This window comes from Rothia sp. HMSC078H08 (assembly GCF_001808955.1).
Taxonomy (GTDB): Bacteria; Actinomycetota; Actinomycetes; order Actinomycetales; family Micrococcaceae; genus Rothia.
This window is the reverse complement of the sequence record NZ_KV795235.1, coordinates 197,892-217,372: the sequence shown is the minus strand read 5'-3', so window position 1 is coordinate 217,372 and position 19,481 is coordinate 197,892. Positions and strand designations below refer to the sequence as shown.

16 protein-coding genes are annotated in these 19,481 nt (G+C 60.4%); 7 read left to right on the top strand and 9 right to left on the bottom strand.

Annotated elements, in window-relative coordinates:
• Nucleotides 1–111: 111 nt before the first annotated feature.
• Together HMPREF2528_RS00950 and HMPREF2528_RS00945 are read left to right on the top strand one after the other, a co-directional pair.
• A complete protein-coding gene (locus HMPREF2528_RS00950) occupies nucleotides 112–1,305 on the top strand; it encodes a carboxylate transporter (protein ID WP_070541623.1) in 1,194 nt (397 codons plus the stop codon).
• Between the two features lie 65 nt (nucleotides 1,306–1,370).
• A complete protein-coding gene (locus tag HMPREF2528_RS00945) occupies nucleotides 1,371–2,018 on the top strand; it encodes a hypothetical protein (protein ID WP_246822898.1) in 648 nt (215 codons plus the stop codon).
• Between the two features lie 112 nt (nucleotides 2,019–2,130).
• Here the strand turns inward: HMPREF2528_RS00945 and HMPREF2528_RS00940 are convergent, their stop codons facing one another.
• The 8 genes from HMPREF2528_RS00940 to hemE all read right to left on the bottom strand — a co-directional run bounded on the left by HMPREF2528_RS00940 (nucleotide 2,131) and on the right by hemE (nucleotide 11,474).
• Entirely contained in the window at nucleotides 2,131–2,325 is a 195-nt protein-coding gene (locus tag HMPREF2528_RS00940) for a hypothetical protein (protein WP_070541620.1), read from the bottom strand.
• 573 nt (nucleotides 2,326–2,898) lie between these two features.
• Nucleotides 2,899–3,900 (bottom strand): porphobilinogen synthase, encoded by a 1,002-nt coding sequence (hemB, locus tag HMPREF2528_RS00935; RefSeq protein ID WP_070541617.1) that lies wholly within the window; start codon nucleotides 3,898–3,900, stop codon nucleotides 2,899–2,901.
• 36 nt (nucleotides 3,901–3,936) lie between these two features.
• The gene (locus HMPREF2528_RS00930) at nucleotides 3,937–4,860 is read right to left on the bottom strand and encodes a uroporphyrinogen-III synthase (protein ID WP_083297857.1); all 924 of its coding nucleotides are present in this window, start codon (nucleotides 4,858–4,860) and stop codon (nucleotides 3,937–3,939) included.
• A gap of 5 nt (nucleotides 4,861–4,865) precedes the next feature.
• Nucleotides 4,866–5,999, bottom strand: coding sequence for a hydroxymethylbilane synthase (locus tag HMPREF2528_RS00925; protein WP_070541614.1), 1,134 nt, complete (start codon nucleotides 5,997–5,999; stop codon nucleotides 4,866–4,868).
• A 184-nt stretch (nucleotides 6,000–6,183) separates the two neighbouring features.
• Complete coding sequence (locus HMPREF2528_RS00920; protein ID WP_070507610.1) at nucleotides 6,184–7,632, bottom strand: ferrochelatase; 1,449 nt, start codon at nucleotides 7,630–7,632, stop codon at nucleotides 6,184–6,186.
• On the bottom strand, nucleotides 7,629–8,450 hold the full coding sequence (gene hemQ, locus HMPREF2528_RS00915) for a hydrogen peroxide-dependent heme synthase (RefSeq protein ID WP_070541611.1): 822 nt from the start codon (nucleotides 8,448–8,450) through the stop codon (nucleotides 7,629–7,631). Before hemQ ends, HMPREF2528_RS00920 begins: the two co-directional genes overlap by 4 nt.
• A gap of 135 nt (nucleotides 8,451–8,585) precedes the next feature.
• A complete protein-coding gene (gene hemG / locus HMPREF2528_RS00910; protein ID WP_070541608.1) occupies nucleotides 8,586–10,136 on the bottom strand; it encodes a protoporphyrinogen oxidase in 1,551 nt (516 codons plus the stop codon).
• A gap of 138 nt (nucleotides 10,137–10,274) precedes the next feature.
• Nucleotides 10,275–11,474, bottom strand: a complete 1,200-nt coding sequence (gene hemE / locus HMPREF2528_RS00905) for a uroporphyrinogen decarboxylase (RefSeq protein ID WP_070541605.1) — start codon at nucleotides 11,472–11,474, stop codon at nucleotides 10,275–10,277.
• A gap of 222 nt (nucleotides 11,475–11,696) precedes the next feature.
• Here hemE and HMPREF2528_RS00900 point away from each other — a divergent pair, with 222 nt between their 5' ends.
• The 5 genes from HMPREF2528_RS00900 to HMPREF2528_RS00880 all read left to right on the top strand — a co-directional run bounded on the left by HMPREF2528_RS00900 (nucleotide 11,697) and on the right by HMPREF2528_RS00880 (nucleotide 17,934).
• Nucleotides 11,697–12,959 (top strand): glutamyl-tRNA reductase, encoded by a 1,263-nt coding sequence (locus tag HMPREF2528_RS00900; RefSeq protein WP_070541602.1) that lies wholly within the window; start codon nucleotides 11,697–11,699, stop codon nucleotides 12,957–12,959.
• Nucleotides 12,960–13,158: 199 nt separating this feature from the next.
• Nucleotides 13,159–13,386 carry a DUF3107 domain-containing protein gene (locus tag HMPREF2528_RS00895; protein WP_070541599.1) on the top strand — a complete coding sequence of 76 codons (228 nt, stop codon included), beginning with the start codon at nucleotides 13,159–13,161 and terminating at the stop codon, nucleotides 13,384–13,386.
• A 504-nt stretch (nucleotides 13,387–13,890) separates the two neighbouring features.
• A complete protein-coding gene (locus HMPREF2528_RS00890) occupies nucleotides 13,891–15,618 on the top strand; it encodes a DEAD/DEAH box helicase (RefSeq protein WP_070541596.1) in 1,728 nt (575 codons plus the stop codon).
• Between the two features lie 8 nt (nucleotides 15,619–15,626).
• Nucleotides 15,627–16,898, top strand: a complete 1,272-nt coding sequence (locus tag HMPREF2528_RS00885) for a DNA-methyltransferase (RefSeq protein ID WP_070541593.1) — start codon at nucleotides 15,627–15,629, stop codon at nucleotides 16,896–16,898.
• A 205-nt stretch (nucleotides 16,899–17,103) separates the two neighbouring features.
• The gene (locus HMPREF2528_RS00880) at nucleotides 17,104–17,934 is read left to right on the top strand and encodes an S-layer homology domain-containing protein (protein WP_246823835.1); all 831 of its coding nucleotides are present in this window, start codon (nucleotides 17,104–17,106) and stop codon (nucleotides 17,932–17,934) included.
• Nucleotides 17,935–18,647: 713 nt separating this feature from the next.
• Here the strand turns inward: HMPREF2528_RS00880 and HMPREF2528_RS00870 are convergent.
• Nucleotides 18,648–19,475, bottom strand: a complete 828-nt coding sequence (locus tag HMPREF2528_RS00870) for an S-layer homology domain-containing protein (RefSeq protein ID WP_246823834.1) — start codon at nucleotides 19,473–19,475, stop codon at nucleotides 18,648–18,650.
• Nucleotides 19,476–19,481: the final 6 nt, after the last annotated feature.

Genomic DNA, 19,481 nt, shown 5'->3' with positions numbered 1-19,481 from the left:
TTTCGAGAAGCCACGTTTTATGTTGCTTTTCGAAACACATGTGGCTTCTCAGCACCGTAGACACACCATCACCGATCCCCCGTAAAGAGACACCGATAGAGAGGACAATTCATGGACCTTGCAGCCCTGGGCCTGCCCCTGGAGCAGGTGCGCAACGTGTGGCTGGTGGCGTTCTTCATCTACCTGGCGTGCTGCCTGCTGGTGGAGGTCGCCTACCCGACGCTCATTAGCGCCTCGCGAGCGCGCGAAGTCTACACCTCGGTCATGGGTTCCCCCGTCGAGGATGTGAAGGAGGCAATTACAGAGCTCGCGGATGCTGGCACTCACCTCACGTCCGAGCAGGAAGAAGCGGCATTCCGCAGGGCTGAAGCCCAGCTGGAAAGCATCAAAGGCTCAAACGCCATTATGGATTTCGGGCATATCCTCGTGTACGGCTGGGCGTGTGTCATCGTCTATTCGACGTTCGTTCTGTACTGGGATATGGCGTACGACGGAATCCTAATTCCGGGGCTGCTTCTGCCGTTCCTCATGGTATATTGGGCGGCGCGCTGGGGTCGCCGCGGCTGGCGCGTCGCACGCGGTTTCAGCCCCAATGAACGTCATCTGGGCATGCCCGCTATTTACACCAGGACGCTGGGTCGGCTCAGTGCCCCGTTCCGCGGCACGGTTGCCATGCCCAGTAGTGAGCCCATTCAAGTTGATTGGAAGGGGCAGGGAATCTTCCTCTTTGTGGCTCTTCCTGTCGGTGGTTTCTTCCTGCTCTGCTACCTTCATTCGCTCGCGAACACCGAGCTGCTCGAGTATGTACCCACCTACATCGGCAAGACCTCAATAGCGTTTCTTGTTGTCTACGTGTTCGCCATTCCGTACCTGTGGTGTACGGTGCGTTCGTACTACCGGTTCACGCCGACCGTGGTGAAGCGTGGGCGTATTTTCCGTTCGCCCAAGGTCTATCAGTACTCCGATATTGAGCGGTTCAAGGTTTACCCCTGGTACACGGGCGATCCCGAGGATATAGACCCTGATCAGCAGATGCCCAGTGATTGGCGTATTGCCGTCACTTTCTCTAACGGTTCCCTAGAGACTTTTGGCTTCGGGGATTACCGCATCGATTGTTTGGTGGCACATATTGCGTTCAAGCTGGAGCAGGAACGCTGGGCAGATGTGGATTCCCCGGCGGACCGCGAGAAACTGCCCCTGTATTTCGTGGAGGGGCGCGCTATCTGCCTGACGCTGGGCTACAAGCCGGCGAATGAGCTCACGGAAAAGGCGGCGCGTATCGCGTCCTTCCGCGCAGTGGATTAGCGGCTGATTAGCATAAACGGCGAAAAGCCACACACCATCACCGAGACCCGTAGAGAGGACGACTCATGGAGCTAAGCGCTTCCGCACCCCTGGAGGAGATTCCTCCCCGAGCCAGACGAGTCTGGAAAAGAAACCAGTTCTATTTTGAAACCCACTTTGTGCTGTTTCTGGCTTTCTGTGTTTTCTTCTATGCACTCGTTGGCTGGACCATTCTGGGTGTTCGCCCGATGTCTCGCCGTGACGCGTCCATCATGTTGGGGCTTGTCGCCGCTATAACCTTTGCGACTCGCTGGTATTGCAAGAGGCGGTACCTGCTGTTCAACCCCGATTCGTTCTACGTCGGGCGGCTTTTCCTGCCCGCGAAGAAGTACCGTTACACCGATATTGAGGAGTTCTGCGTCTTCCCGAAGAACCCCAAACAGATCAAGCCGACCTTCTACGAGCCCTCGCAATGGCAGATAGAAATCAAGGTGCCGTCCAGAATCCCGCCGAACCTCGCTCAGCGCATGCCGTGGCTGCGCAGGCACATTGTGGCGGTGCACGATGAGCGTGTCGTCTGCCTGACCTCCCAGGTTGCGTTCTACCTGGAGCAGGAACGCTGGGCGGACCTGCGCTCCCCCGCCGACCGCGAGATGCTGGCGGAGTACTTCACCAACGGCAACATTGTGTGCACCTCCCTCGGGTACAAGCCAGTCAGCGAAGAACAAGCATAAACGGCGAAAAGCCACATGCTGTTCGTACAGCATGTGGCTTCTCTCGGTTAAAAACCAAGTTTGTTTGCCAGTTGTATATACAACCAACTAAATGCAAACGTATTAGCTAAATTTAAATAGCTCGAATTGCATTTCCGTCGACGTTTTCAGCCTTCTGACCATTCTCAAAAGAAACGGTGTACTGAGTAGTAAAGAAACCGCTGGTATCAGTCACTACTCCACGCGTACCCTTGGGGACACTGCTGAAGATACCTACAGAAATATCCTGTACAGCGATGACTTCGTCGCCTCGTTGCAAATCTGCCATGATATTGTTCTCCTTTGAAGTTGAGATGCAGTTACATATCGCAACCACATCTGAAGTCTACTATGAACATATCCCCAAGTCAACCATGAATAGCTCGGGGGAAACCAGAGTTACGATAACGCAATTACTATAGAAATACATTTATGCTCCCTAGGCCCCTAAACCTGGTTCTAGTGAGATATCTTCCTCGGAGCCTCCCGCGGAAATGGCCCACGCTTCTCTGCAAAGTGACTAATTCCCCTTAGACCCCACACTTCCTTCCAGAGGTTACGAGTTAGATCTCATCCGCTGACTAGTTCTCTCGTAAGATAAATAATTTTGCATCCAACATCCCCAACGCCGCAAAGCACTCATACTGCAGTAGTCCGCCTACATCTTCATTGCAACAGATTTTTTACATTTTCATCTCATCCGGTTGCACCCTAATACAACCTGAAAATCTTATTATATTTTTCTATTTTTACTCCCAGTTTTAGTCACGGAAAGCGAGAAGCCACATGTGTTTCGAGAAGCCACCAAAGACGTGGCTTTTCGAAACACATGTGGCTTCTCAGCGTTCAAGGAGGGAGGGGGTTAGGCGTCCAGCTCGCGGAGCCAGCCCGCCGCCTCCGTACCGTAATAAGTCAGGATGACGTCCGCACCGGCGCGGTGAATCGAACGCAACGACTCCAACACCACAGCCTTACGGTCAATCCAGCCGTTCGCCGCAGCCGCCTCAATCATCGCGTACTCACCCGACACCTGATACGCCGCCACCGGCACCGGCGAAAACTCCGCCACCTCACGCACAATATCCAGGTAGCTGCCGGCAGGCTTCACCATGACCATATCCGCGCCTTCCTCCAGGTCAGCGCGCACCTCCAGCAGAGACTCACGGCGGTTCGCCGGATCCTGCTGATACGTCTTGCGGTCACCCTTGAAGGTCGACTCCACAGCGTCACGGAACGGGCCGAAGAACGCCGAAGCGTACTTTGCCGAATACGCCAGAATCGACACATCCTCAAAGCCGGCCTCGTCCAGGGCAGCACGCATCGCCGCGATCTGGCCGTCCATCATGCCCGACGGGGACACCGTGTGCGCACCCGCGCGAGCCTGCGAAACCGCCATCTTGCAGTACAGCTCCACAGTCTCGTCATTATCCACCACGAGGGTGCCGTGGCCGTCATCGACCAGCACGCCGCAGTGGCCGTGGCTCGTGAACTCATCCAGGCAGGTGTCAGCCATAACCACCAGGTCGTCGCCGAACTCCTCACGGCACACCGCAATGGCACGGTTCAGGATGCCCTGCGGATCCCAGGCGGTCGAGCCGACCTCGTCCTTATCCTCATCGCGGGGAATACCGAACAGGTCAATGCAGCGGATGCCCGCCTCGTACGCCTCACGCACGGCGGGGATGATGCTCTCCAGGGTGTGCTGGTACTGGCCGGGCATCGAACGAATCGGCTGCGGCTCAGTGATGCCGTCGCGAACGAAGAACACCTGAATCAGCTGCGCGGGGCGCAGGGTGGTCTCAGCGACGAGGGAGCGCATGGCTGCGGTGGTGCGCAGGCGGCGCGGGCGGCGGGTGAGGTTCATGATCTCTCCTGAAAACTCGATAAAAAACATGTGGTCTTAGTAGATGAGGGATGCAGCGGCGCGCGCCAAATCCTGCGGGGACGGCGAATCGGCCTGCACGTGGCGCAGGTTCAGGGTGCGGCATGCGGAGGCGGTACTCGCCCCAATTGCCACCACCGGCGGCACCGATTCGGGCGGCACGGATTCAGGCGATAGCGCGGGGGTGCCGTCCAGCAGGGCGTGCAGGCGGGAGGGGGCGGTCACCACCAGCGCATCCGGCGCGGGGGTTTCGGGGATACTCCCCTGCACGAGTGCGCGGGCGGCGCTGAGGCTCAACTCGCCGGGTGCCACCTGCTCAGCGGGCACCATGTCGTAGAGCACGCAGCGGTGGCTGTCCCAGCCCAGGTTTTTGAGGCCCTCGCGCAGGGTCGGGCGGGCGTTGGAGCCTTCCAGAACCAGCACGGCGGCTGAATCAGTCGCGGCGGAATCAGCTGCGGAGTCTACGGGGGCAGGGCGCCCAAACTCCGCGAGCATACCCACGGCACTCTGCACCTGCGGCTGAAAATCCGTGCCCAGCCCCAGCTGGGTGTGCACGGCGCGGGCGGTTGCCGCTCCCACGCAGGCGATGCGCACTCCCCCACTCGCGCAGGCGCGGGCGAACTCCGCGCCCCACAGCTCGGCACAGGCACGAACCGTGTTGGCGCTTGTGAAGCTCACCCACGCATAGTGACCGGAGGCGAGCGCCTCCAGCGCGGCGGCGTGGTCTGCGCCCGGTTTGACGGTGCGGGCCTGCTGTAGCGGGGCGAAGAGTACCCGGCACTCCCCTAACCCGTTCTGTGCGCTTTCTTCGGCGAGGGCGCGTGCGAAGGCGGCACCTTGGGCGGCGGAGCGGGTCAGCAGAACCGTGCGCGGGGCATCAGCCTGCGGGGTATCAACCTGCAGGGATTCAGAACGCGGGGTATCAGAAGGCGGGGCAGACATGACGCCTACTTCAGATCCAATCCGGCCAGGGCGGCGGCACCCATCTGCAGCAGGTCTTCTGCCACGCGCACGCCCAGGCGTTCGGCGCCGGGCACATCCAGTTCGGCGGTTGCCGAGGTGTGGCGCAGCATGTCGGTGCCGTCCGGGGACGCCACCACAACGTTAAGCACCAGGTCGCCTTCAACCACGTGCGCGTACGCGCCGATGGGCGCGGCGCATCCGGCTTCGAGGCGGCGTAGCAGGGCACGTTCGGCGCTGACGGCGAGGCGGGTTTCGTGGTGGTTTGCGGCGAGCAGGGCACGGCCGAGGGCACGCACCGGGCGCGCCACCTCGGGGTCGGCGAGCACAGCGGGGTCCGGGTTCTCGAATTCGCTTTCGCGCACTTCCAGGGCGAGCGCGCCCTGACCGGGGGCGGGCAGCATGCGAGTGGGGTCAAGGTACTCGGTGATGAGTTCTTCCTTGCCCAAGCGCTTGAGGCCGGAGACGGCGAGCACCACGGCGTCGCAGTCGCCGCTGCGTTCGGTGCCTACACCGTGGTCGGCGCGTTCGGAAGTTTCGGTGTTCTGGCGGAGTACGACCTGCTTGCCGGCGTGCTCTTCCAGGCCCTTCACGCGGCCGATGCGGGTGCCCACGTTACCGCGAATGTCCACGATTTCAAGGTCGGGGCGCAGTGCGCGCAGCTGGGCGGCACGGCGGGGTGAGCCGGTGCCCACGCGGGAGCCTTCGGGCAGGGTGTCCACGGTCAAGCCGTCGCGTGCCACAAGGGCGTCGCGGGGGTCTCCACGCTTGAGGGTTGCGGCGACCACCAGGCCGGGGCAGGGCGCGGAGGGCAGGTCCTTGAGGGAGTGTACTGCCATGTCCACGCGGTTTTCTTCGGAGGCATTCTCGCCGTCAAGCAGGCGCTGGCGCAGTGCCGCAGCGAATACGCCGGTGCCGCCGAGGGTTGCCAGGGGCCCGGTGAGCACGTCACCTTCGGTTTTGACGGTGCGCAACTCGAAGCTCACAGCCTCGGGGTTTTCAGCGCCGTGGTGTGCCTGGTGTTCGGTGTAGAGGGAGGTGACGGTTTCAGCGGCAATACGGCTTTGGGTCAGGGCGAGAGCAGACCCGCGGGTGCCCAAGATGTACTCGTGATGGCTCATATCTCTCCTTTTCGGTGATGTGTGTGATAGCCCGTAGGCGTGTGCGTTTCCCCCAAAGGCTGTGTGTTTGCGACGCTGTGTGTTTGTCTAAATTCTGGGGGTAGCCTGTAGGCACGTGCGCTCCGACCCGCCCGCACGCCCCGGTCAGGGGGTGTTGGGGCGAGCCGGAGCTACAGGGGTGGTGTTAGTGGGAGCAGCATCCGCCGGAGCCGCATCCACCGGAGCGGCTGGCGGGTGCGTTCTCAGAAGCGCTGTCCTCAGCGCCGTCAGCACCGGCTGCGTATTCGGCGATGACCGGCTTCGGCGCGCCACGACCGGGCTTGCAGCAGCCGGGTTCGCACTCGTCGAACCAGCCGTACTGACCGCTCGCGCTCGGGGCGAGGACGCTCTCACGTTCGGGGCGCAGGTCGGCTGAAACGCTGTTCTCCACGCGCTCCTCAATGAGGCGGCGCAGCGACTCCACGTACGCCGGATGCGTGCCGGGGGTGGGGGTGCGCACGGCGACCACGCCCAGGCGTTCGCAGGTGTCCAGCGCCTCGGTGTCCAAATCCCACTTGACTTCCATGTGGTCGGAGACGAATCCGAGGGGCACCAGCACGACGCCTTCCACGGGGGCTTCGCCATCCTCCGCCGGGTTGGCGGGGGTGGGTAGCGCCTCCAGGGCGTCGTTGACGTCCGGTTCCAGCCACGGCATGGACGGCGGGCCGGAACGGGACTGATACACCAGCTCCCATTCGACGTTCTGCAGAAGCTGCGGGGCCTCATCGCGAACCAGCGAAAGCACGGCGCGGGCGACCTGCAGGTGCTTCTCCACGTAGGCGGAGCCGCCCTCGTAGTTCACGCCGCGCGGACCTGCCTCATTCGCCGCGGAGGTCGGCACCGAGTGGGTGCAGAACATGATGCGCAGGCGCGGGTTCAGCGAACCGCTATCGCGTGCGGCAAGCTGCTCACGCACCGTTGCCAGACCGTCCTTCAGCCCGTCAGCGAAAGCGCGGGAGAAGCCGGGCACGTCAAAGAACTGACGAATCTTACCCACGTGCACGCGACCTTCCAGGCCGAGCTGCTCAATCGCCATGCCGTAGTCCTCACGGTACTGGCGGCAGCTCGAGTAGCCGGGGTAGGCGCTGGTCGCCAGCACGAGCACATTACGGTGCCCGTTCTCGTAGGCTTCGGCGAGCACGTCCTTCACGTAGGGCTTCCAGTTGCGGTTCGCCCAGGTGATCGGGATGCGCGGGCCGCGCTCAGCGAGCGCCTGTTGCAGTGCGGCGAGCAGGGCACGGTTCTGCTCGTTAATCGGCGAGACGCCACCGTTGGCGCGGTAGTGGGTGGCGACCTCTTCGAGGCGCTCATCCGGAATACCGCGGCCGGCGGTCACGTTGCGCAGGAACGGGATGACGTCCTCCTGCCCCTCGGGGCCACCGAAGGAGGAGAGAATCACCAGGTCGTAGGGGCGTACCTCTTCGGCACGGTCACGGGTGATGCTGCGTTCGCTTCGGTAGTCACCGAGGGTCTGCTCGTTGAGCGCGGCGGGGCCGTTGGAGGCGGTGTTCGCCGGGTCGGTGCGGTTGGGTACCACGTCGTCCGGCAGGAGCGTGCCGTTGAGGGTTACGCCGTCATTCGGCTGATGGCTCACGCCAGAACCTCTGCTACTTCGTCTGCGCCGATGCGGCGGCCGGTGTAGAAGGGGGTTTCCTCGCGCACGTGCAGGCGGGCCTCGGTGTTGCGGAAGTGGCGCATCATGTCGACGAGGTCAACGAGTTCGGGTGCTTCGAGGGCGAGGACCCACTCGTAGTCGTTCATGCCGAATGCTGCGACGGTGTTTGCCAGAATCTGCGGGAAGTCGATTGCCTTCATGCCGTGGTTCTTGAGCATTTCTGCACGTCGTTCGGGGTTCATGTAGTACCAGTCGTAGGAGCGTACGAAGGGGTAGACGCAGACCCAGGTTTCAGGTGCCTTGCCGCGTGCGTAGGCGGGGGCGTGGTTGCGGGTGAACTCTGCTTCGCGGTGTACGCCCATGGTGGACCAGACGATGGTGGTGCCTGCGAACAGTGCGGTGCGGCGAATCTTGCGGACTGCTGCCTGCAGCTTTTCGGGGTTCTGGCCGTGGGTCCAAATCATGACGTCTGCGTTGTCGCGCATTGCGGAGACGTCGTAGATGCCGCGCAGGGTCACGCCGTCGGCGGCCAGCTGCTCAACAACCTTCTCGAACTCGGCGCGTGCCTCGTCGGTGTTGGACTCTGCGGGGCGTGCGCCGGAGCGTGCGAACACGGTGTACAGGGCGTAGTGCAGGGTTTCGCCCTCTTCGCGGCCGCGGCGGTTCTCGTCAGCTGCGGAGTGCTGGACTGCGTAGCCCTTGGGTGCGCCGCCGTAGCCGTGGCCTGCGTGGGTGTAGCCGCCCTGACCTGCGCCGTGTGCGCCGCCGTGGCCGTGTGCTGCGTGATCGTGAGACATTGTGTGTTCCTTTCTTCAGCGAGGGTTCGCTGTGCTGGAGGCGCGGCTTCCGTAGCTGCGCGTTTTCTCAATTTTTTTGGTCTAGTTACTGGCTGAGCTGAGTTATTGACTAAGCTTCTGCCGCCGCTGCGCCGTCTACTTGGCGGTCGCGGCTTTCGGGGAGGCGACGCCTTCCCAGTCCTGTGCCGCGTGGTAGATGAGGCGGTCCATCTGCTCGTAGGTGTCTTTGACGGTTACGACCAGGCCGGAGCCTGCCGCCCAGGAGCCGACGGTGCTGAGGGTTCCGAGTTCGCTGGCGCGTTCGCGGAATTCCTTGACTCGGTCGCGGTGGCCGGGGGTGGAGGCGGGCAGTACACCGCGCCAGCGTACGACGTCCGCGTCCACGAGGTTGCTGTGGGTGAGGGCTACGTCCATCATGCGGCTTGCGTCGCGCAGGGCGAGGGTGATGAGCTGTTCGTCGGCGAGGGCGACCTCGGAGAAGCGGGCGTCTTCGCCGCCGCGGCCGTAGGAGAGGCGCACGACGTGGCGTCCGGGGCCTGCGGCCTCGGCGACCCACTGCCATTTGGCGGTGGCGTGGGTGAGTGCCTTGGCGCGTACGGCGGTGGCTTCTTCGGAGACGAGCAGGCCGGTACCGCGGGGGTGCTTGTCCAGGGCGGGGGCGTCGACGACGAGGGTGACGAGGGCGACTTCGGGGCCGGGTTCCATGGCGGGTAGGGCGGTGGAGACGTGCGGGCCGATGAGTCGTGCCACGGTCGGGCCGTCGGTGGCGAGCACCAGGTAGTCGGCGTAGAGGGGGGTGTTTTCGCCGTCGGTGGTGTGGCGCTGGATGATGAACCACTGGCCGGTGGATTCGTCGCGGTCAACGGCGATGACGTCGAATCCGGTGACGATGCGAACACCGGAGGCGTACAGGTCTTCGACGAGACGTTCGGACAGCTGGTTCATGCCGCCCACAATACCGGCGACCTGTGAGCCTGCGGGGGCTGCCGAGCGGAAAGCGTGTGCTGCGGCGGAGAGGGAGCGGTGCTTGCGGAAGGCTTCGCGCAGACCGGGGATAGTCGCATCGACGTCGAGCTTGTCGGGGTGGGTGGAATACACGCCGGAGACTACGGGTGCGACGAGATTGTCGAGCACTTTCTGGCCCATGCGGATGCGCACGAGCTCACCGAGGGTCTTCGCGTTCTCACCTGCGGAGACGGGCAGGAACTTGTCCACCTGGGCGCGGCGCAGACCGTTCTTACCGATGACGGGGATCAGCGACTTATCGTTCACATTGCCGGGGATGCCCATGATGCCGGTGCTGGGGGTGCGGCGGGCGCCCTGCGGCAGGTACAGCCAGGAGCCGTAGGAGTTGGGGGTGACGATCTGGTCGCCCAGGCCGAGTTCCTTGACGAGGTCGCTCACGATGGGGCTGCGGGTTGCGAAGGATTCCGCGCCGGAGTCCAGGAGCAGTCCGCCGACTTCGTGGGCGCCGACGGCACCACCGAGGTGGTGGCGCTGTTCGAGCAGGGTCACGCGCATACCGGCTGCGGCGAGGCGGCGCGCGGAGATCAGGCCGGAGGGGCCGCCGCCGATGACGATGGCGGTGGGTGCCTTCTCGTTGCGGGTGAAAGCTCGTGCGTTCTGGGGCGCGGCGGAGGAACTGACCTGTGCGGTGCGGTGCGGTGCCTGGTTGGTGTGGCCCATGGTGGTTCTCCTTTGGTCTGCGTGCAGTGGAGTTGCCCATTGCGGTAACGGGTGTGGTGGTTGGTTCGGGGTGCAGATGTTCGGTGCAGATGCCGGAGGGTGTCCAGCATCTGCGCTGTCTATTTATCGTTATTTATCCTATGCCTGCGCGGTGCGTTCGTGGATATATGCCACGAGGTCGGTGAGCACCTGCGGGTCGGTGGTCGGGGGTACGCCGTGGCCGAGGTTGACCACGTGCGAGGGGGCGGCGTTGCCTTCTGCGAGCACGTCGTCTACGTGTGCGTAGAGGTTTTCGCTGCCTGCGGCGAGCAGTGCCGGGTCGATATTGCCCTGCAGGGGTACGGCGCCGTTGAGCAGGGTGTTCGCTGCGGACAGCGGCAGGCGGTAGTCCACGCCGATGACGTCTGCGCCGGCTTCGTGCATGGCGGGTAGCAGGGCGGTGGTGCCGGTGCCGAAGTGGATGCGCGGCACACCGTATTCGCGCACCATATCGAGAGCGGTTGCGGAGTGTGCCTGCACGTAGCGGCGGTAGTCGCTTTCGCCGAGGGATCCTGCCCAGGAGTCAAAGAGCTGCACGGCGGATGCGCCAGCCTCGATCTGCGCGCGGAGGAACTGGCCTGCGGTGCGGGCTGCCCATTCGGCAAGTTCGTGCCAGGCGGCGGGGTCGGCGTGCATCATGGTGCGCGGGCGCAGGTGGTCGCGGGAGGGGCCGCCTTCAACCATGTAGGCGGCGACGGTGAAGGGGGCTCCGGCGAAGCCGATGAGCGGGGTGTCGCCGAGCATTTCTACGGTGGCGGCGACGGCTTCGCGGATGGGGTCGAGGTCGCTGTCTTTGAGTTCGGGCAAGGCGCGCACCTCGTCGAGGGTGCGTACGGGCTGGTCGAGTACGGGGCCCTTACCGGGCACGATGTCGACGTTGACGCCCGCGAGCTTCATGGGGATGACGATGTCGGAGAAGAAGATGCCGGCGTCGACCTTGTGGCGGCGGACGGGCTGCACAGTGATTTCTGCGGCGAGGTCGGGGGTGAGGCATGCGTCCAGCATGGGGATGCCTTCGCGTACCTGGCGGTATTCGGGCAGGGAACGGCCTGCCTGGCGCATGAACCAGACGGGTCGGTGGCTGGAGGGGCGGCCGGTGAGGGCGCGGAGCATGGGCGAGTCGGCGGTGGTGCCTGCGCGCAGGGGGTGGTTGGCGGGTAGGTGTGCGAGCTGCTCGTCGGTGAGCAGGGGTCGCTGGGCGTCGGTGGGGTGTGCGGGCAGGGCGGGTGCCTGTGCGGTGCCCTGTGCCGACGCGGGGCCCTTTTCCGATGCGGGGGTGGTGTGCTGGTTTTCGCTCATAGTCTCTAGTGTGACAGGTTTATGTGGGCGTTTTTGCGACACTATGTCATGGTGACTCTTACCTAATGATGGCTTTCTTAGCAGTGAGGGACACCTTAGTTCGTGCCTACTCTTCGTGCCCGCATCCCCCACCGCGCAGATTTTCTTGCCCCCTACGATGATGGAACTTAGGTTCTATGAGCTTTACAGGGGCTTAGTCGGCGTGGTTATGATTAGTCTCTAGTGAGTACTTATGCATTTGTGGCATCGCACCACACCGTTGATTTGACCACCGTCGCTGCGTTGAGCGCCGGTGCCTCTGGCGTACCCGATGTTCTGGCGGCGGATATCGCACGTCAACTCGGTGTTAAGGGTGCAGTAGTTCTTGCCACCTGTAACCGTCTTGAAATGTATGTTCAGCTGCACGTCTCTGCGCATGTGCACATGGTTCGTGAGCTGATTGTTGATTCGATTGCGCAAACCTCCGGCCTGGACAAGGAACTGGTCAATACCAGTTTCGACGTGTACGCAGACGAGGAAGCGGCACGCCACCTGCTGACGGTCGCCTCCGGCCTGGAATCTGCCGTGGTCGGCGAGCGCGAAATCACCGGTCAGGTACGCCGCGCGCTGGCCGCCGCGCAGGCGAAGGCACAAGAGGACGGCGTACCCCTTCCCGGCGAGCTGGTGCAGCTCTTTGAGCATGCGGCGCATACGGCTCGTCAGGTAGGTCAGCACACGGCGCTTGGCGCCCAGGGCCGCTCCATTGTGTCTGTTGCCCTGGATCTTGCGGATGAGGTTGCCGAGAAGGACTGGTCGACCCGACGCGCCCTAATTTTTGGTACGGGTGCTTATGCGGGTGCAACCATTGCGGCGCTGCGCGAGCGCGGTTGCACCGATATTTGGGTCAATTCCCGTTCTGGTCGCGCCCCGGAGTTCGCGGCGAAGCGCGACGTCTTCGCAGTGCCCGAGGACGGCATGGAACAGGCCATGGCTTCTGCCGACGTCATTATTGGTTGCTCCGGCGGCTCAGATCCGCTGCTTCCCGAGCAGATTCCGGCTGGTCACCACACGATTCTTGACCTTGCTCTTTCACGTGACTTTGACCCCTCGGTCGCTGACCTGCCGAATGTTGAGCTGATTACGCTCGAGTCGGTGCGCCTTGCCGCCCCCGAGGAGACCGAGGAATCCGTGGCGACGGCTACGCGCATTGTGGAGTCTGAGCTGGCGGCGTTTGTGTCTCGTCAGCGTTCCCGCACGATTGACTCCGCGATTGTTGCGCTGCGCTCGCACACTATGGATGTGCTGGATTCTGAGCTGGAGAAGGTACGTAACCAGTTTGGTTGCGGTGCGGCGACGGAGCAGTTCGAGCTGGCGATGCGCCGCATAGTGAAGTCCCTGCTGCACACCCCGACAGTGCGCGCCAAGAAGCTGGCGTCGGAGGGCCGCGCAGAGGATTACGTGCAGGCGCTGGAGACCCTCTACGGCATTCAGGTGGAGGAGTCTTAGGAGTCTCCCCCTCCCCTCTTCCCGGCGTTTTTCACGCGCATTTTCACGCATCCGGCGGCGAGTATTTTATTAGCCCCCGGCGAAGTACCGCCCGTTCACGGTGCCGATGGGCGCATTCGCGCTAGAGTAGATGCTAGATAAGATAGTTCCCATACCCGGCGCACGTTTGGTTGCACCGGACTATTCTGCGAGGAGACTCATGGAAATCAAGATTGGCATTCGCCACATTGCTCGTGAAATCGTTGTTGAGACCAGTGAGGCTAAGGAAATCCTCATGGAGAAGGTCTCGAAGGCTATTGAGGATGGCTCGCTGCTGCAGATTATGGATGATAAGGGCAACACCACCCTGATTTCTGGCGCTCAGGTTGGCTACGTCGAGCTGGGTTCCGACGCTAAGCGTCACGTTGGTTTCGGTATCGGCGCCTAATTAGTTCGGTAGCTGTTTACCCTTTAGCTTGAGCTTTCCCCGCATCCGTCACGATGCGTAACCGCGCTTTATGCGCCGTGTGCGTGCGCTGTATGCGCCACGTGGTTACGCCGTGCCGAATGCGGGGGTTTGCGTTTTAAACCGCCCGCACAAAAACCTCGCGGTACCCGGTTTTGAGGCGGTATATCGCCCATCACGGGCGCACACCACAACCGGTCGAGGGTGCGCCGAAAGCAAATCCAGGTTAATATTGAGGGGTTAAGTGAATGACCGGTCGTACCCCTTTCAAGACCCCGAGGCTGCACCGCCTTCTCATCATGAATGAACCATGAGTATTAATCATGCGTGCAGGCGGCGTCTCGGTAAGAATTTCCCGTGTAAGAATTTCCCGCGGCCGGCTTTCGACGCCCGCCCGTCACCGTCTCCACCGTTGAGGCGCTGGCTGGTACACCCCCAATTTTGGGGAGAAACACACCCCGAGCAGGGGTAGAAAGATACGGTCCAGTGACTGAAACGAACACGCAGGAAACCACTCAGACTGCAAAGTCCTTCGCCGACTTCGGCGTTCGCCAGGATATTAGCGACGCCCTCGCGGCGGTTGGCATTACCTCCCCCTTCCCCATCCAGGAGCTGACTCTTCCCGTGGCTCTGTCTGGCCAGGACATCATTGGTCAGGCGAAGACCGGTACCGGTAAGACCCTCGGCTTCGGTCTGCCCACCATTCAGCGTGTGGTCGGCCGCGACGATGAGGGTTGGGCTGATTTGGAGCACCCCGGCGCACCTCAGGCGCTGATTCTGGTTCCGACCCGTGAGCTTGCTATTCAGGTGGGCGAGGACCTGGCGATTGCTGCGAAGCTGCGCAACGCCCGCATCGCCACCCTGTACGGTGGTGTGCCGATTGAGCCTCAGGCTGAGCTGCTGCGCCGCGGCCTGGAGGTTGCGGTGGGCACCCCCGGCCGCATTATCGACCTGTACCAGCAGGGCTTCCTGAACCTGAAGCAGGTTAAGATTGTGGTCCTCGATGAGGCTGACGAGATGCTGGATTTGGGTTTCCAGCCGTCGGTTGAGAAGATCCTCAGCTACCTGCCGGAGGACCGCCAGAGCATGCTGTTCTCCGCAACCATGCCCGGCCCGGTCATTGCGATGGCACGCCAGTACATGACCAAGCCCATGCGCATTAGCGCCGCTGACCCCGAGGACGCCTCGAAGACTAAGGCGTCGATCCGCCAGGTTGTCTACCGTGCGCACCACCTGGACAAGGACGAGATGATTGGCCGCATTCTGCGCGCTACCGGCCGCGGCCGCACCGTCATCTTCACCAAGACCAAGCGTGACGCTGCCCGCGTGGCGGAGGAGCTGGTGAACCGTGGCTTCGCTGCCGCTCCCCTGCACGGTGACCTGAACCAGGTTGCGCGTGAGCAGGCGCTGAAGGCGTTCCGCACCGGCAAGGTCGACATTCTGGTCGCGACCGACGTGGCGGCTCGCGGTATTGACGTTGAAGACGTGACCCACGTGATTAACCACCGCGTGCCCGAGGATGAGAAGACTTACCTGCACCGTACCGGCCGTACCGGTCGTGCCGGCAATGAGGGTACCGCCGTGACCCTGGTTGACTGGGATGACCTGCCGCGTTGGAAGGTCATTAACGACGCCCTGGAATTGGGTGTTCCTGAGCCGGTTGAGACCTACTCTTCCTCTGAGCATCTGTTCCATGACCTGAACATTCCGGCTGGCACTAAGGGCCGCCTGCCGCGCGAGGAGCGTGTGGCTGAGGGCATGGGCGATGAGTTCTTTGAGAGCGCCCGTGACTCGCGTGATGGCCGTCCGGCTCGTTCTCGCGGTGGCCGCGACGGTTCCCGTTCTGGCGGTCGTGACGGTGAGAAGGGTTCGCGCCGTTCTCGCGGTGGCCGTGAGGGTCGTTCCGGTGAGGGCCGCGGCGAGCGCCGTAGCCGCTCCGAGGGCCGCAAGCGTTCTGAGCGTTCCGAGCGTGCGGAGCGTACCGAGCAGGGCGCATCCGAACGTTCTTCTGAGCGTTCTTCCGAACGTTCTTCTGAGCGTTCTGAGCGTGCGCCTCGTCAGCGTCGCCGTACCCGCCGTGTTGAGGGCCAGCCCGTGGAGGGTGAGGGCCGCCGTACCCGCCGCCGCTCTGAAGGCTCGCGTGCTGAAGGTTCTCGTTCTGAGGGTTCTCGCGGTAAGGGCCGTGGCGCTGACCGTGCTGGTTCTGAAGGCTAGGGCCGGGGTTGGGTATTTCAGCATCCCCGGCGCCCGCCGCGCCCTCCCCTGCCGCTGAGGCGCACCCCGCAGATTCGACGGTTTTCGATCCGCAGGGCCCGTCGCTGCTGGTGCAGGCAGATAACCTGGAGTATCTGCGTGAGCTGCCCGATGGTGCGTTCACCGTAATCTACATTGACCCGCCGTTCAATACGGGTAAGAAGCAGACGCGCCGCACGTTGAGCGCGGAGGCTTCTGAGAAGGGTGACCGCACCGGTTTTAAGGGCAAGAGCTATTCGAGCACCCTGCAGACTCTGGCGAGCTATAACGACTCGTTCGAGGATTATTGGGCGTTCCTAGCGCCGCGTATTGAGCAGGCGCATCGTCTGCTGGCGCAGGACGGCACCCTGTACCTGCACCTGGATTGGCGTGAGGTTCATTATGTGAAGATTATGTGCGACATGATTTTTGGTCGTGAGAACTTCATTAATGAGCTGATTTGGGCTTATGACTACGGCGCGAAGTCTACGCGCCGCTGGCCGACGAAGCACGACAATATTTTGGTGTACGCGAAGGATCACCGCAGCTATTACTTCAATACTGCGGAGGTTGATCGTGAACCGTATATGGCTCCCGGTTTGGTGACTGAGGAGAAGGCTTCTCGCGGTAAGCTCCCTACGGATGTGTGGTGGCATACTATTGTGTCGCCTACGGGTAAGGAGAAGACGGGTTATCCCACGCAGAAGCCTACGGGTTTGTTGCGCCGTATGATTGCGGCGAGTTCCCGCCCGGGTGATTGGGTGTTGGATTTCTTCGCTGGTTCTGGGTCTACGGGTGCAGCGGCGGCTCAGCTGGGCCGTAAGTTCGTGTGCGTGGATCAGAATCCGCCGGCTATTGAGGTCATGGCTAAGCGTCTGGGTGTGGATCCGGTGTCATTCGCTGAGTATCGTGGTGTTCCGCGTGGGGCGAGTGTGTTGTTCACGCCGAAGCGTACGGTGGGTGTTCGTGGCGGTACGAGTCGTGATGCGTTGACGGCGGCGAGCCGTCATGCGTTGAAGGCTGTGTTGGATACGCTCACGGAGACTACGCAGCCGGTTGAGGGTGCGTCGTGCCGGTTTGTGCGTCACCGGTCAATGGATGCGGTGGATAAGAAGATGCGTATTGATGGTCGTGATGAGTTGCGTCGTCAGCGTCAGCATCAGGCGCGGGCTAAGGCTCGTGCGGCTCGTGCGGCTGCTCAGATGGATGCGGCGGCTGCGGGTGCGGTGTTGCAGCATCATGCCTCGCGTGAGAGCGTCTAGGCTGTCTTGTCTGCGCGTTCGTGAGAGCACGTGTTAAGAGTGTGGGGCGGGTTCCTTGAATAGGAACCCGCCCCATTCTTTTGTTTTCATCCCATTGCATATTCCCTAAATCTCTACCTGAAGGTTAGGATTTTTGATACGCTGAGAACGTTCTACTCATTGGGGTGCACAAAGATTGTGCCTCCCCTCTTATTTTGAAGGAGCTATGATGCTTCGACAATTATTCGCCCACCCCACGAAGCGGGCTATCCAGGCCGGTGGCACTGTGCTCTTGGCAGGCGCCATGGTGTGCGGCAGCGTGCCAGCATATTCTCTTGGTGTTCTGAAACCTCGCCAGGTGACCCCCATTGTGCACCCGAATGAACCGGCAGTGACCTGTAACGACCGTGCAGAATATGAGTACTATCGGAACGATGGTGAATTGGGGCGTCGCGTTATCTTTAATTGGGCGCAGTGCGTTGGTCTGATTTCTGAGTATCAGAAGCACCAAATGGTCAAGAAAGATAGTGTTATCTCTCGCGGCCACTTTGTGGAGTATTTGTATCGCCTGTCGGGTTCTCCTGAGGTGAAGAATCTTCCGGCTCAGTCTCCTTATGGTGATATTAAGACTGATGATCCGCGTTTTCCTGTGGTGATGTGGGCTCGTGAGCGGGGCATTACTTGGGGTTGGAATGATGGGAATTTCCATTACGATGCCCCCGCACATGAAACGACGACAGTAATCATGGCATACCGCCTAGCTGGTAGTCCGGCGGTCAAGCTACCCGATATGAATCCTCCGAATGAGGAAGAGCCCTGGACCAAGCGGAACCCCAATCTTCCTTACGGCTCAGAGTTGCATCGGGCCTATGTTTGGTTGAAATACACTGGAGCCGGCTCTGATAAGAAGTACACTGGCTTCCACGAATCAGTTAGGTACCATGACGTAGCGAGCATGGACTCTGAAGGTCGACGAGTGAGTCAATGGACTTTCCAAGCAACATATGAACAGGCTTTTGAAGTATTGCGCATGGCGGATACTCGAGGCGTATTTTAAAAGATTATAAAAATAGTTTGGTCCCCTGCTCTTCTATGCAGGGGACCAAACTATTTTCTAGTTTTCTGTGGACTCATTCTCGGCTTTAGGGATTCTCGGCGCTACAAGCTTTCCCTCAAATTTAAAATTATTAATTTCGATCCTTAATAGCTCATAAAGCTCAGAGTTGATTTTAAGAACCCATTTATCCCCCATAATTTTCTTTTGGGCCCCAGTTCTGGTCTTATCACTCATCTGACAAGCATCGAAAGCATTTGCGCCAATAATACTAAGACGCTTTGCACCACCTTCAAGATAGAACCCCCATTGTGCTGCGAGAGCCGTATCAAGTGAAAATTTATCCTCTGGATTGTCACTATCTTCGTAGGGATTATCAGAACGTACTCCCGTGAAAGAATCCTCGCTTCACTGTGGGGCTTCTATCTTGAAGGTAGTGTTAGGCGTTTGAATATTATTGGAGCAAACGCATACGACGAATGCCACATGGACTACGAAGACAATAACAAACCTAAACCCAAGGTTCTGAACGATAAATGGAAGTTTTCTATTAAAAATTCCCTGAACCCACCCTACAAGATTGAAATTAATCAGTATGTCTATAAATCTACTGAGACTCCAGTGGGAACTTCCAATAAAAAAGAATATATAGTTGTGGAATAAATTCATAAACATATCCCCGCTTATGTATTGATACATAAGCGGGGATACGTTTCTTATTTAAATTTGAAAGATTTATCTGCCAGACGAATCACTTCAAAGGCCTGCTCATACGTAGCGTAAGTCAACCACTCAAATTCATCATTAGGTGATACGATACCATGCTGTCGATACGATACGTTCTCGACAGAATCTTTATTATTTGGATTCTGAAGACCATAGTATAACCAGGTGTATGCCTTATGAAGCTCCGAATTATAGGGCATATTCGGCCATTTTTCCTTCCAAGGAGTATATAGGAAATAGGCATTAGGATCGTCTACTTCTACCGTTACGTTTGGACTACCCGCCAATCGATACACCATCAAGGCAGTAGCAGCCTCACTAGCAGGGGTATCGTAATGGAAATTCCCATCACTCCAACCCCAGGTAATGCCCCGCTGACGAGCCCACATCACCACGGGAAAACGCGGATCATCAGTCTTAATATCACCATACGGAGACTGAGCCGGAAGATTCTTCACTTCGGGAGAACCTGACAGACGGTATAGATACTCCACAAACTGGCCGCGAGAAATAACACTATCTTTCTTGACCATTTTGTACTTCTGACGCTCAGAAATCAGACCAACACACTGTGCCCAACTAAAGATAACGCGACGCCCCAACTCGCCATCTTGCCGATAATACTCATATTCTGCGCGGTCGTTACAGGTCACTGCCGGTTCGTCCGGTTGCACAATAGGGGTCACCTCGTGAGGCTTCAAATGCCCGGTGGCATACGCCGGAACACTGCCGCACACCATGGCGCCAGCCAGCAGTACCGTGCCGCCAGCCTGGATAGCCCGCTTCGTAGGACGGGCGAATAATTGTCGAAGCATCATAGCTCC

Excerpts from the sequence above, each read along its gene's own strand:
- HMPREF2528_RS00950 (WP_070541623.1), top strand. The coding sequence starts at position 112 with ATGGACCTTGCAGCCCTGGGCCTGCCCCTGGAGCAGGTGCGCAACGTG.
- HMPREF2528_RS00945 (WP_246822898.1), top strand. The coding sequence starts at position 1,371 with ATGGAGCTAAGCGCTTCCGCACCCCTGGAGGAGATTCCTCCCCGAGCC.
- HMPREF2528_RS00940 (WP_070541620.1), bottom strand. The coding sequence starts at position 2,325 with ATGGCAGATTTGCAACGAGGCGACGAAGTCATCGCTGTACAGGATATT.
- hemB (WP_070541617.1), bottom strand. The coding sequence starts at position 3,900 with ATGAACCTCACCCGCCGCCCGCGCCGCCTGCGCACCACCGCAGCCATG.
- HMPREF2528_RS00930 (WP_083297857.1), bottom strand. The coding sequence starts at position 4,860 with ATGTCTGCCCCGCCTTCTGATACCCCGCGTTCTGAATCCCTGCAGGTT.
- HMPREF2528_RS00925 (WP_070541614.1), bottom strand. The coding sequence starts at position 5,999 with ATGAGCCATCACGAGTACATCTTGGGCACCCGCGGGTCTGCTCTCGCC.
- hemQ (WP_070541611.1), bottom strand. The coding sequence starts at position 8,450 with ATGTCTCACGATCACGCAGCACACGGCCACGGCGGCGCACACGGCGCA.
- hemG (WP_070541608.1), bottom strand. The coding sequence starts at position 10,136 with ATGGGCCACACCAACCAGGCACCGCACCGCACCGCACAGGTCAGTTCC.
- hemE (WP_070541605.1), bottom strand. The coding sequence starts at position 11,474 with ATGAGCGAAAACCAGCACACCACCCCCGCATCGGAAAAGGGCCCCGCG.
- HMPREF2528_RS00895 (WP_070541599.1), top strand. The coding sequence starts at position 13,159 with ATGGAAATCAAGATTGGCATTCGCCACATTGCTCGTGAAATCGTTGTT.
- HMPREF2528_RS00880 (WP_246823835.1), top strand. The coding sequence starts at position 17,104 with ATGATGCTTCGACAATTATTCGCCCACCCCACGAAGCGGGCTATCCAG.
- HMPREF2528_RS00870 (WP_246823834.1), bottom strand. The coding sequence starts at position 19,475 with ATGATGCTTCGACAATTATTCGCCCGTCCTACGAAGCGGGCTATCCAG.